Origin of the sequence: Streptomyces sp. NBC_00285 (genome assembly GCF_036174265.1) — a bacterium.
In the GTDB taxonomy this organism is placed as follows: Bacteria; Actinomycetota; Actinomycetes; order Streptomycetales; family Streptomycetaceae; genus Streptomyces.
The window spans coordinates 9,396,288-9,409,073 of record NZ_CP108055.1 but is presented as its reverse complement, the minus strand read 5'-3'; the positions used below and the strand labels follow the sequence as shown (position 1 = coordinate 9,409,073).

At 69.6% G+C, this 12,786-nt stretch carries 10 protein-coding genes; 3 read left to right on the top strand and 7 right to left on the bottom strand.

The annotated features are described in order from the left end of the window. Positions 1-97 precede the first annotated feature (97 nt). From OHT57_RS43100 to OHT57_RS43070, 7 genes are all read right to left on the bottom strand, one after another. Positions 98-1,123, bottom strand: coding sequence for a LacI family DNA-binding transcriptional regulator (locus OHT57_RS43100; protein ID WP_328752409.1), 1,026 nt, complete (start codon positions 1,121-1,123; stop codon positions 98-100). A 79-nt stretch (positions 1,124-1,202) separates the two neighbouring features. After that, a complete protein-coding gene (locus OHT57_RS43095; protein ID WP_328752408.1) occupies positions 1,203-2,630 on the bottom strand; it encodes a BNR repeat-containing protein in 1,428 nt (475 codons plus the stop codon). 43 nt (positions 2,631-2,673) lie between these two features. Continuing rightward, positions 2,674-2,994, bottom strand: coding sequence for an L-rhamnose mutarotase (locus OHT57_RS43090; protein WP_328752407.1), 321 nt, complete (start codon positions 2,992-2,994; stop codon positions 2,674-2,676). A gap of 34 nt (positions 2,995-3,028) precedes the next feature. After that, the gene (rhaS, locus tag OHT57_RS43085; protein WP_328752406.1) at positions 3,029-4,108 is read right to left on the bottom strand and encodes a rhamnose ABC transporter substrate-binding protein; all 1,080 of its coding nucleotides are present in this window, start codon (positions 4,106-4,108) and stop codon (positions 3,029-3,031) included. Between the two features lie 54 nt (positions 4,109-4,162). Continuing rightward, positions 4,163-5,164 carry an ABC transporter permease gene (locus OHT57_RS43080; RefSeq protein WP_328752405.1) on the bottom strand — a complete coding sequence of 334 codons (1,002 nt, stop codon included), beginning with the start codon at positions 5,162-5,164 and terminating at the stop codon, positions 4,163-4,165. Further along, positions 5,157-6,197, bottom strand: a complete 1,041-nt coding sequence (locus tag OHT57_RS43075; protein ID WP_328752404.1) for an ABC transporter permease — start codon at positions 6,195-6,197, stop codon at positions 5,157-5,159. Before OHT57_RS43075 ends, OHT57_RS43080 begins: the two co-directional genes overlap by 8 nt. Continuing rightward, positions 6,194-7,711, bottom strand: coding sequence for a sugar ABC transporter ATP-binding protein (locus OHT57_RS43070; RefSeq protein ID WP_328752403.1), 1,518 nt, complete (start codon positions 7,709-7,711; stop codon positions 6,194-6,196). The genes OHT57_RS43075 and OHT57_RS43070 overlap by 4 nt, the downstream gene beginning before the upstream one ends. Before the next feature lie 274 nt (positions 7,712-7,985). Between OHT57_RS43070 and rhaI the strand changes: the two genes are divergently transcribed. From rhaI to OHT57_RS43055, 3 genes are all read left to right on the top strand, one after another. After that, positions 7,986-9,146, top strand: a complete 1,161-nt coding sequence (rhaI, locus tag OHT57_RS43065) for an L-rhamnose isomerase (protein WP_328752402.1) — start codon at positions 7,986-7,988, stop codon at positions 9,144-9,146. A 114-nt stretch (positions 9,147-9,260) separates the two neighbouring features. After that, positions 9,261-11,300, top strand: coding sequence for a bifunctional aldolase/short-chain dehydrogenase (locus OHT57_RS43060; RefSeq protein WP_328752401.1), 2,040 nt, complete (start codon positions 9,261-9,263; stop codon positions 11,298-11,300). Further along, positions 11,297-12,733 carry a rhamnulokinase gene (locus OHT57_RS43055; RefSeq protein WP_328752400.1) on the top strand — a complete coding sequence of 479 codons (1,437 nt, stop codon included), beginning with the start codon at positions 11,297-11,299 and terminating at the stop codon, positions 12,731-12,733. The genes OHT57_RS43060 and OHT57_RS43055 overlap by 4 nt, the downstream gene beginning before the upstream one ends. Positions 12,734-12,786 lie beyond the last annotated feature (53 nt).

Below are 12,786 nucleotides of genomic sequence, written 5' to 3'. Positions count from 1 at the left end.
CCCGGGACGGACGGATTCTTCAGGACGCTTCCCAGTTCAGCACAAGTCCGGCCGCCGTCCGACCCTCTTCGATCATGAAGACGTACTGAATCGCGGATCAGCGCGCCGCGAGGCTGGAGCGGCGCACCACCAGTTCGGGCTGCAGGACCACGCGGCGGTGCTCGTGCCGCTTGCCGGTGGTCTCCGCCTCCGTCTCCTCCAGGAGCAGTTCGGCGGCCAGGGCGCCCATGGTGACGGCGGGCTGGCGGACGGAGGTGAGCGGGACGGCCGCGGCGGCGGCGAACTCGATGTCGTCGTAGCCGACGATGGCGAGGTCGTCGGGGACCGTTATGCCGGCCGCGTACATGGCCTGCAGGACACCGAGGGCGAGGAGGTCGTTGGCGCAGAACACGGCGGTCGGGCGGTCGGCGAGGCCGAGGAGGCGGGCACCTGCGTCCCGGCCGGCGGCCACGTCGAGCCGTTCGGTGGGCAGCTCGCGCAGGCTCTGCGGGTCCAGGCCCGCCTCGGTGAGGGCGTTCAGGGCGCCGGTGCGGCGGTCGCGGACCTGGTTGAGGCCGGGCGGGCCGCTGACATAGGCGATGGAGCGGTGGCCGGCGTCCACGAGGTGGCGTACGGCCAGGGCGCCGCCGGCCACGTCGTCGACGGAGACCGAGCACTCGGTGGTGCCCTCGGCCACCCGGTCGACGAGGACGAAGGGGATGCCGTGGCGGCGGAAGGATTCGATGTTGCGGCCGGACGCGTCGCTCGGGGTCAGCAGCACACCGCGGACCCGCTGTTCGGCGAAGAGGGACAGGTACTCGGCCTCCTCGCTCGCGCTCTGGGCGCTGTTGCAGACCATCACGCCGAGGCCGTCGTCGCGGGCGGCGCGTTCGGCGCCGCGCGCCACGTCGACGAAGAACGGGTTGCCCATGTCGAGGACGAGCAGGCCCATGATCCGGCTGCGGCCTGCGCGCAGCTGACGTGCGGACTCGCTGCGGACGTATCCGAGCCGGTCTATCGCCGACAGGACGCGCGCCCGGGTCTCCGTGGCGACGGAGTCCGGGCGGTTGATGACGTTGGAGACCGTGCCGACGGAGACTCCGGCTGCACGGGCGACGTCCTTGATACCCACCGACTGGGCCATCGGGCAGGGACCTCCAGGAGACGAGGGGTGGGGGGACGACCTTCACATTATCGTCAGGCCGTCCCCGCACCGGTCACGATCAGGCGGGCAGCGCGAAGTCGACGACGTGCAGTGCCGACGGCGTCGTCGTACCGGTGGACTTCTCCTGGTACATGAACGACAGCACGTTGTCCTGGGCGACCCGCATCTCGTCGATCACGACCTCGCCGAAGGCGTTCAGCCCGCTGCCGTCGAACAGGACCGTCCAGTCGGTGTAACCGGACGCCTTGGAGGCGGCGGCGATCCGGCCGAAGGGGAAGATCGCGTAGGCGTTGTCGTACTTGTCCAGGATCAGCTTGGTGCGCTGGCTGGAGCCCAGAGCGACCGGGATCTCGGTCTTCTGCCAGCTGCCCGAGGAGTTCCTGCGCAGGTGGAACGCGCGGCCGTTGGCGGTGCGGTCGGAGACGTAGTTGGTCGTGCACTGGCCGAAGCGGCCGGGCACGTACGAGATGATCGCGTGCGGCAGGCCTGCGGAGTCCGTGAACTGGCTCTCCTGGTTCATCAGGGAGTGGTCCGGGTTCAGCGCGTCGACCACCAGGCCGGTTTCGCCGACGGTGACCTTGTCGGAGCCGCCGGTGGTGCCGACCGCCGTCCCGGCGGCGTTGCGCCAGGTGCGGCCGCGGTCGTCGGAGTAGACGTAGCCGGTGTCGTGGTTGGTGATGCCGCCACTGGAGCACATCACCGCGCCGTTCTGCTCGCGCCAGGTGAAGAAGGAGTGCAGCCGGCCGTTCCTGTCGTAGTCGATGCCGTGCAGGTACATGTTGCGCACCGTGCTGGAGCCGTGCTCGCTGGTGTAGGTGCCGGTGGAGGCGGACCACTCGCCGAGGTTGGTCCAGCTCGAACCGTCGTACTCCGCGAGGGCGTTGCGGCCGTTGCCGGAGATCCCGACCCGGTAGCTGAGCTGGAGCTTGCCCTCGGGGGTGGAGACGAACTGGGGGTAGGTGAACTGGCTCGTCAGGGCCACGCCGTCCAGCGTGGACTGGGGGGACCCGAAGCGGGCGGCGGTCCAGCTCAGGCCGGCCGGGTTGTCCATGAGGCCGGCGACCGACTTGACGTAGGTGAAGCCGTCGCTGTGGGAGTCCATGTTGAGGTGGAGGCGGCCGTCCACCTTGGAGACGCCCATGGAGATGACGTTGTGGGAGTCGCTGGACTTCAGGGTGTGGCCGACCTGGACGGTGGACCAGGTGCTGCCCCCGAGGACACGGCGGCCGACGACGGCGTTCTTGTCGGCGGTGTACCAGACCGCGTACTGGTAGCCCTTGTAGGTCAACAGGCCGTTCTTCTGGAACGAGTTGTTGTTGACCAGGCCGTCGTAGGACACGAAGAAGACGGCCTGGGTGTCGAGCGTGGTGGTGCCGGTGCGGGTGACGGAGGGACCGGGGTCGGCGGCGCGGGCTGTGCCGCTGGTGAAGGCAGGGGTCATCACGGCTCCGGCGAGGGCTGCGCTCAGCAGCGTACGTCTCTTCATCTCGGGGGACTCCATTGTCGGCGAGGGTCGAGCGGGGGTGCGGTCAGGCGAGGTGGAACACTTCGGTGAGCGGTTTCATGGCTTCGTCGGGGCGGGCGCCGTCCAGCGACTCGAAGAACGGCGCCATCTCCTTCTGCCAGCGGGCGTTGACCTCGGCGGCCGCCATGCCGGCCTGGGCGGCGGCGAAGTCCTCGGTCTCCAAGTAGCCGACCAGCAGGCCGTCTTCGCGCAGGAAGAGCGAGTAGTTGTGCCAGCCGGTGGCCGAGAGCGCCTGAAGCATCTCCGGCCACACGGCGGCGTGCCGCTCGCGGTACTCGTCCAGACGGTCCGCACGGACCTTCAGCAGGAAGCACACGCGTTGCATCAACGACCCTCCAGGGCCTGGAAGTCGAACTGACCTAGAAGTTGAACTGGTCGATGTTCTTGGCGTCGAACACGGTCGGCTTGCCGAGGTTGATCACGCCGTCCTTGCCGATGGTGTACGTGGTGCCGCCGGCCTTGAAGGTCTCGCCCTCCTTGCCGGAGATCTGGCCCGAGACCAGCGCGACGGCCGTCTGCGCGGCCAGCGCGCCGAGCTTCGCCGGGTCCCACAGCTCGAAGCCCTCGACGGTGCCGTTCTTGACGTACTTGCGCATGTCGTTGGGGGTGCCGAGGCCGGTCAGCTTGACCTTGCCCTTGTACTTGGAGCCGGACAGGTACTGCGCGGCGGCCTTGATGCCGACGGTGGTCGGGGAGATGATCCCCTTCAGGTTCGGGTACTCCTGGAGCAGGCCCTGGGTCTGCTGGAAGGACTGCTGGGCGTCGTCGTTGCCGTACGCGACCTTGACGAGCTTGATGTTCTTGTACTTGTCGCCCTTCAGTTCCTCCTTCATGAAGTCGATCCAGGTGTTCTGGTTCGTCGCGGTCTGTGCGGCGGACAGGATCGCGATCTCGCCCTTGTAGCCGATCTGCTCGGCGAGCAGCTGGACCTCGGTGCGGCCCAGGTCCTCGGCGGAGGCCTGCGAGACGAAGGCGTTGCGGCACTCGGGCTTGGTGTCGGAGTCGTAGGTGACGACCTTGATCTTGTTGGTCATCGCCTGCTTGAGCGCGGTGCACAGGGCGCCCGGGTCCTGCGCGGACACGGCCATCGCATTGACCTGCTGCTGGGTGAGCGTGTTGACGTAGGAGACCTGGCCCGCGGTGTCGGTGGCGCTGGAGGGGCCGACCTCCTTGTACTTCGAGCCCAGTTCCGTCAGGGCCGTCTCGCCGCCCTTGTCGGCGGAGGTGAAGTAGGGGTTGTTGACCTGCTTGGGCAGGAAGCCGACGGTCAGGCCCTTCTTGGTGGCCGCGTTCGGATCGGCCTTGGCGGTCGAGGCGGCCGAGGCGCCCTCGTCCTGCACGTCCTTCTTGGTGGTTCCGCCGCAGGCGGTCAGGGCGAGAGCGAGAGAGGTTCCGGCGGCGAGGGCCGCACAGGCACGACGGATCGATGACTTGCGCATGATGAGGGTCCTTTACGAGGGTGAGCGGGGGTTGCAGGGCGGGTCGGGTGGGAGCTAGGGGGCCGGAGTCGAGGCGGCTCTGCGGCCCGCCCTCGCCACCGCGATCTGCCGTGCGACCCGGGGGCCGAGCACGGAGAGAACCAGAAGTACGCCGGTGACGACGATCTGGGACTGCGCCGAGACGTCCTGAAGGCTCATGACGTTCTGCAGGGCGCCCAGCAGGAACACGCCGGCGATGGCGCCACCGAGGGTGCCCTTGCCTCCGTCGAAGTCGATGCCGCCGAGCAGCACCGCGGCGATGACGGACAGTTCGAGCCCGGTCGCGTTGTCGTAGCGGGCGCTGGCGTAGTGCAGCGCCCAGAAGATGCCGGTGAGCGAGGCCATCAGCCCGGTCACCGTGAACAGGATGAGCTTTTGGCGCTTGACCCGGATGCCCGCGAACCGTGCGGCCTCCTCGCTGGCACCGGTCGCGAACGTGGACCGTCCGAACGGTGTGGCGTGCAGGACGACCACGGCGATCGCGAACAGCACGAGGAAGGGCAGGAAGGCCTGCGGGAGGAAGGTGTCGCCGATCCGCCCGGCCGCGAAGTTCAGGTACTGCGTCGGGAAGTCGGTCACCGCGTCGGAGCCGAGCACGATCTGCGCGATGCCCCGGTAGGCGGCGAGGGTGCCGATGGTGACGGCGAGGGACGGCAGGCCGAGCCGGGTGACGAGCAGGCCGTTGACCAGGCCGCACACCACGCCGAGCAGCAGGCAGATCGGGATGATCATCTCGATCGTCAGGCCCTGGTTCCACAGGACGCCCATCACCGAGCCGGACAGTCCGGCGGTGGAGGCGACGGAGAGATCGATCTCGCCGGAGACCACCAGGAGGGTCATCGGCAGGGCGATCAGGGCGATCGGCAGGGTGTTCCCGATCAGGAACGACAGGTTGAGGGCGTTGCCGAAGCCGTCGACCGTCGTGAAGGACAGCAGCAGGACGACGACCAACAGGGCGCCGACAGCCCCGTCCCACCTCAGGGACCAGCGGCTCGCGCGGCCGGAGGACTCAGGCATGGCGGGCGTTCCTCTTCTTCAGGGCGGAGGCCACGCGCAGCGCGACGACCCGGTCGACCGCGATGGCGAGGATGAGCAGGATGCCGTTGATGGCCAGCACCCAGACCGAACTGACGCCGAGGGCGGGCAGCACACTGTTGATGGAGGTCAGCAGCAGGGCGCCGAGGGCGGCGCCGTAGACGCTGCCGGAGCCGCCGGTGAAGACGACGCCGCCGACCACGACCGCGCTGACGACGGTCAGTTCGTAGCCGGTGCCGGTGCCGGAGTCGACGTTGCCGAACCGGGCCAGGTACATGGCGCCGGCGAGACCGGCCAGGGCGCCGCAGAAGGTGTACGCGGCCAGGATGCGCTTGCGCACCGGGATGCCGGCGAGCCGTGCGGCCTCGGGGTTGGAGCCGAGTGCGTACAGCTCGCGTCCGCTGCCGAAGTGCTTGAGGTAGTAGGCGGTGGCGACGAGGACGGCCAGCGCGATCAGGGCCAGGTAGGGCACGGCCGAGATGCCGCCGGAGCCGAAGTCGATGAACCCGTTGGAGAGGTTCGCCGCGGTGATCTGGCGGGATCCGACCCAGATGGAGTCGATGCCCCGGATGATGTACAGCGTGCCGAGGGTGACCACCAGCGCGGGCACCTGGCCGAGGCTGACGAGGAGGCCGTTGACCAGGCCGCAGCCGATCCCGAGCAGGATCGCGAGGATCACCGCGAGGACGGGGTTCCCGCCGCCCTGCAGATAGGTGCCGGCGGCGAAGGCCGTGATGCCGAGTGTGGAGCCGACCGACAGGTCGACGTTGCGGGTGATGACGACCAGGGACTGGCCGGTGGCGACCAGGACGAGGATCGTGGCGTTGAGGAGCAGGTCCTTGATGCCCTGTTCGGACAGGAAGTCGCTGTTCCCGATCTGGGTGACGACGATCATCACCAGGAAGACGGCCAGGATGGCGAGTTCGCGCATCTTGAACACGCGGTCGACGAGCCGGGTGGCACCGGCCTTGGGCACCTCCGCGGGAGGGGCCTGCTGAGGAGTGGTCACCGTCATGCGGCGGCCCTCCCGGTGGCTGCGGCCATCACGGTTTCCTCGGTGGCGTCGGAGCGCGGGATCTCGGCGGCGAGGCGGCCCTCGTGCATCACGAGCACGCGGTCGGCCATGCCGAGGATCTCGGGCAGGTCGGAGGAGATCATCAAGATGGCCACCCCGTCGGCGGCCAGCTCGCTGAGCAGCCGGTGCACCTCGGCCTTGGTGCCGACGTCGATGCCACGGGTCGGCTCGTCGACGATGAGCACCTTGGGGCCGGTGGCCAGCCACTTGGCGAGGACGACCTTCTGCTGGTTGCCCCCCGACAGCGTGTTGACGGTGTCGGCGATCCGGGCGTACTTCACCTGAAGCTTGACGGCCCAGTCGAGGGAGCGGCTGCGTTCGGCGCCGCGGTCCATGAGGCCGGCCTTGACGGTCGTACGGAGTCCGGTGAGGCCGATGTTCCGCTCGATGGACATGTCCATCACGAGGCCCTGGGCGCGCCGGTCCTCGGGGACCAGGGCGAGTCCCGCGGCCATCGCGGTGGAGGGCGCGCCGTTGACCAGCGCTTTCCCGTCCACGGCGACCTCGCCGGCGTCCCAGCGGTCGATGCCGAACACCGCCCGGGCGACCTCGGTACGGCCCGCTCCGACGAGCCCGGCGAGGCCGACGATCTCACCGCGCCTGACCTCGAAGGAGACGTCGGTGAAGACGCCCTCCCGGGTCAGCTGGCTCACCGTGAGCGCGACCTCGCCCGGCCGCACGTCCTGCTTCGGGTAGAGCTCTTCGAGGTCGCGGCCGACCATACGGCGGACGAGGTCGTCCTCGGTCATGCCCTCGACCGGCTCGCTGGAGATCCAGGCGCCGTCGCGCAGGGTGGTGACCGTCCGGCAGATCTGGAAGATCTCCTCCAGGCGGTGCGAGATGAACAGGACGGCGGCGCCCTGCTCGCGCAGTGCCCTGACGACGCCGAAGAGGCGGGCCACCTCGCTGCCGGTCAGGGCCGCGGTCGGCTCGTCCATGATCAGGACGCGGGCCTCGAAGGACAGCGCCTTGGCGATCTCGACGATCTGCTGGTCGGCGATGGACAGGCCGCGTGCCGGGCGGTCGGGGTCGAGCTCGACGCCGAGGCGCTGCATCAGGGCCAGGGTCGCGACGTGCGTGGCCCTGTGGTCGATCCGCCCGAGGGCGCGCCGGGGCTGGCGGCCCATGAAGATGTTCTCGGCGATCGACAGGTCGGGGAAGAGCGTGGGCTCCTGGTAGATCACGGCGATACCGGCGTCGCGGGCGTCGCCCGGGCCGTGGAAGACGACCGGCTCGCCGTCGAGCAGTACCTGGCCGGCGTCCGGCCGGTGCACTCCTGCGAGGGTCTTGATGAGGGTCGACTTGCCCGCGCCGTTCTCGCCTGCGATGGCGTGCACCTCCCCGGAGAACAGCTCCAGGGAGACGTCCCGCAGGGCGCGGACCGCGCCGAAGGACTTCGAGATGTCCTTGAGCGCGAGTACCGGGGCCGGACCCGTGGTGGACGGGTGGGTCATTGGGGGCTCCTCGACGACGCCGGCGGGACGGACCTCACTGCGTCGTGAAAGGTTTCAACTGGGTTGCCGGGACGTTAGACATGCAGCGCATGTCACGTCAATGGGTACGTGTCGAAAATCTTTCGATGAACTCAGATAACAGCAGTGTCACGGGCACCGGGCTTGGTCGCAGGGGTTGACACCTCTGCGGCAGCCTCATACTTTCCCCTCTTGAATCGTTTCACAGTAAAGCCGTTCGGAAGCCCTTCGGACCCGACGTCACAGGAGCCCTCAAGTGACCGAGCTCGCCGCGGTGAAGGCCGCTCTCAAGACCCAGGCAGTCGAGACGCCGTCGTGGGCGTACGGGAACTCGGGAACCCGCTTCAAGGTGTTCGCCCAGCAGGGCGTACCGCGTACGCCGCAGGAGAAGCTGGCCGACGCCGCGCAGGTCCACGCGGTGACCGGGGTCGCGCCCACGGTCGCCCTGCACATCCCCTGGGACAAGGTCGAGGACTACGCGGCGCTGGCCAAGTACGCCGAGGAGCGGGGCGTGCGGCTGGGCACCATCAACTCCAACACCTTCCAGGACGACGACTACAAACTGGGCAGCATCTGCCATCCGGACGCCTCGGTGCGCCGGAAGGCTCTCGATCACCTGCTGGAGTGCGTCGACATCATGGACGCGACCGGGTCGAGCGACCTGAAGCTGTGGTTCGCCGACGGCACGAACTATCCCGGCCAGGACGACCTCCGCGCGCGGCAGGACCGGCTCGCCGAAGGCCTGTCCGAGGTGTACGACCGTCTGGGTGACGGACAGCGGATGCTGCTTGAGTACAAGTTCTTCGAGCCGGCCTTCTACTCGACGGACGTGCCGGACTGGGGCACGGCCTACGCCCACTGCCTGAAGCTGGGCGACAAGGCCCAGGTGGTCGTCGACACCGGGCACCACGCTCCCGGCACCAACATCGAGTTCATCGTCACGACCCTGCTGCGGGAGGGCAAGCTCGGCGGGTTCGACTTCAACTCCCGCTTCTACGCCGACGACGACCTCATGGTGGGCGCCGCCGACCCGTTCCAGCTGTTCCGGATCATGTACGAGGTGGTGCGCGGCGGCGGGTTCTCCTCCGACGTGGCGTTCATGCTCGACCAGTGCCACAACATCGAGGCGAAGATCCCGGCGATCATCCGGTCGGTCATGAACGTCCAGGAGGCGACCGCCAAGGCGCTCCTGGTCGACCGGGACGCTCTCGCCGTGGCTCAGCGCGAGGGCGATGTCCTGGAGGCCAACGCCGTGGTGATGGACGCGTACAACACGGATGTGCGGCCGCTGCTTCGTGAGGTGCGCGAGGAGATGGGGCTGGACGTGGATCCGATGGGTGCGTACAAGCGGTCCGGGTGGGCCGAGAAGATCGTGGCCGAGCGGGTCGGTGGGGAACAGGCCGGGTGGGGGGCGTAGGCGTCTGCCGGGTTCTGTCGTATGCGGGGTGCAGGCCGTTTGTGGCTGGTCGCGCAGTTCCCCGCGCCCCTAGGTAGGAAAAACTTCCCCTCTCTTCAGAAGGAACCGAACGTCATGGCAACCCATCCCGAAGCCGCCGCTCTCCTGGCCCGGTCCAACCGACTCGGCGCCGACCCCCGCAACACGAACTACGCCGGTGGGAACACGTCCGCCAAGGGCACCGACACCGACCCCGTCACCGGCGGTGACGTCGAGCTCATGTGGGTCAAGGGGTCCGGTGGTGACCTCGGGACCCTGACCGAGGGCGGGCTCGCCGTGCTGCGGCTGGACCGGATGCGCGCGCTCGTCGACGTCTACCCGGGTGTCGAGCGCGAGGACGAGATGGTCGCCGCCTTCGACTACTGCCTGCACGGCAAGGGCGGTGCGGCCCCCTCCATCGACACCGCCATGCACGGCCTCGTCGAGGCCGCCCACGTCGATCACCTGCACCCCGACTCCGGTATCGCGCTCGCCTGCGCGGCCGACGGGGAGAAGCTGACCGCCGAGTGTTTCGGGGACACCGTCGCCTGGGTGCCGTGGCGGCGCCCCGGATTCCAGCTGGGGCTGGACATCGCCGCCATCAAGGAGGCCAACCCGCAGGCGATCGGCGTCGTTCTCGGCGGGCACGGCATCACCGCATGGGGCGACACCGCCGAGGAGTGCGAGCGCAACTCCCTGCACATCATCCGGACCGCCGAGAGGTTCCTGGAGGAGCGCGGCAGGGCCGAACCCTTCGGCCCCGTCATCGAGGGATACGACGCCCTTCCCGAGGCCGACCGGCGGGTCCGGGCCGCCGCCCTCGCGCCGTACGTCCGGGCCGTCGCGTCCCAGGACAGGCCGCAGGTCGGGCACTTCACCGACTCCGAGGTCGTGCTGGAGTTCCTGGCCCGCGCCGAACACCCGCGCCTCGCCGCGCTCGGCACCTCCTGCCCCGACCACTTCTTGCGGACCAAGGTCCGGCCGCTGGTCCTGGACCTGCCGCCCGCCGCGCCGCTGGACGAGGCCATCGCCCGGCTCGACGAGCTGCACGCCGCCTACCGCGAGGAGTACGCCGCCTACTACCGGCGGCACGCCCTGCCCGACTCCCCCGCCATGCGCGGCGCCGACCCGGCGATCGTACTGATCCCGGGTGTCGGCATGTTCTCCTTCGGCAAGGACAAGCAGACCGCGCGGGTCGCGGGCGAGTTCTACGTCAACGCGATCAACGTGATGCGGGGCGCCGAGGCCGTGTCGTCGTACGCGCCCATCGAGGAGTCCGAGAAGTTCCGCATCGAGTACTGGGCCCTTGAGGAGGCCAAGCTCCAGCGGATGCCGAAGCCCAAGCCGCTCGCCACCCGTGTGGCCCTGGTGACCGGCGCGGGCAGCGGGATCGGCAGGGCCATCGCGCAGCGTCTTGTCGCCGAGGGCGCCTGTGTGGTCGTCGCCGACCTCAACGCCGAGAACGCCTCCGCGGTCGCCGAAGAACTCGGCGGGCCCGACAAGGCCGTCGCCGTGACCGTGGACGTCACGTCCGAGGAGCAGATCGCCGCATCGTTCCGGGCCGCGGTGCTGGCCTTCGGCGGCGTGGACCTGGTGGTCAACAACGCCGGCATCTCCATCTCCAAGCCTCTGCTGGAGACCACCGCCAAGGACTGGGACCTCCAGCACGACATCATGGCGCGCGGATCCTTCCTGGTGTCACGGGAGGCGGCCCGGGTGATGATCGCGCAGAAGCTCGGCGGCGACATCGTCTACATCGCCTCCAAGAACGCCGTCTTCGCCGGGCCCAACAACATCGCCTACTCCGCCACCAAGGCCGACCAGGCCCACCAAGTGCGCCTGCTCGCAGCCGAGTTGGGCGAGCACGGCATCCGCGTCAACGGTGTCAACCCGGACGGTGTGGTGCGCGGCTCGGGCATCTTCGCCGGCGGCTGGGGTGCCAAGCGGGCTGCCGTGTACGGCGTGGAGGAGGAGAAGCTGGGCGAGTTCTACGCCCAGCGGACCATCCTCAAGCGCGAGGTGCTTCCTGAGCACGTGGCCAACGCCGTCTTCGCGCTGACCGGTGGGGAGCTGACCCACACCACCGGTCTGCACGTCCCCGTCGACGCCGGCGTCGCGGCCGCCTTCCTGCGATGAGCGCGTCCGTGAAGTCGTACGCCGCGGTCGACCTCGGCGCGTCCAGCGGACGTGTCATGGTCGGCCGCGTCGGCCCCGACAGCCTGGAGCTCACCGAGGCACACCGGTTCGCGAACCGTCCGGTCCGGATCCCGGAGGGCCTGCGCTGGGACATCCTCTCCCTGTACGGCGGTGTCCTGGACGGGCTCAGGGCGGCCGGGCAGGTGGACTCCGTCGGCATCGACAGCTGGGCCGTGGACTACGGACTCCTGGATGCCGACGGGGCGTTGCTCGGCAACCCGGTGCACTACCGGGACTCCCGTACGGAGGGTGTCGCGCAGAAGGTGTGGGCGACCGTGCCCGCGCCCGAGCTGTACGCGGCCACCGGACTGCAGTACGCGCCCTTCAACACGCTGTACCAGCTTGTCGCCGATCAACTCCTGGGTGCCGAGAGGCTGTTGCTCATCCCCGATCTGCTCACCTACTGGCTCACCGGTGAGCAGGGCACCGAGCTGACCAACGCGTCGACGACCCAGCTGATCGATCCCCGCACGCGGGAGTGGTCGTACGACATCGCGGAGCGGCTGGGCATCGGCCTGGAGTTGTTCGCGCCGCTGCGCCAACCCGGTGATCCGGCGGGCCTGCTCCGGCCCGAGGTGCTGGAGGAGACCGGGCTCGCGGGCCCGGTGCCGGTGACGGCCGTCGGGTCGCACGACACCGCGTCCGCGGTGGCCGCCGTCCCCGCGTCCGGTGAGCGCTTCGCCTACATCTGCACCGGCACCTGGTCCCTTGCGGGCCTCGAACTGAACGCGCCGGTGCTCACGGAGGAGAGCAGGGCCGCCAACTTCACCAACGAGCTGGGCCTCGACGGCACGGTCCGCTACCTGCGGAACATCATGGGGCTGTGGCTGCTCCAGGAGTGCCTGCGGGCCTGGGGCGACCCGGATCTGGGCGAACTGCTCCTCGACGCGGCCAAGGCGCCCGCGCTGCGGTCGGTGGTGGACGCGGGGGACGCCGCCTTCCTCGCGCCGGGCCGGATGCCGGAGCGGATCGCCGAGGCGTGCCGCGCCTCGGGGCAGCCGGTGCCCGTCTCCCCCGCCGAGATCACCCGCTGCATCCTCGACTCGCTGGCCCTCGCCCACCGCAGGGCCGTCCAGGACGCGCAGCGGCTGGCCGACCACCCCGTCGACGTCGTGCACGTCGTCGGTGGCGGTACCCGCAACGCGCTGCTGTGCCAGCTGACCGCCGACGCCTGCGGGCTGCCGGTGGTGGCGGGGCCGACCGAGGCGGCCGCTCTCGGGAACGTCCTGGTCCAGGCCCGGACCCACGGCCTCGTCGGCGACCTCGCGGGCGGCCGCGAACTGCTCACCCGGACGCAGCCCCTCACGCGGTACGAGCCGCAGGGCGACACCTCCCGCTGGCACGAGGCGCAGGCCCGCCTCGCCGGGAAATGACCTGAATCTTCCCCGGGCCTCCGCCCCGGACCACTCCCCCACTACGCTGAACG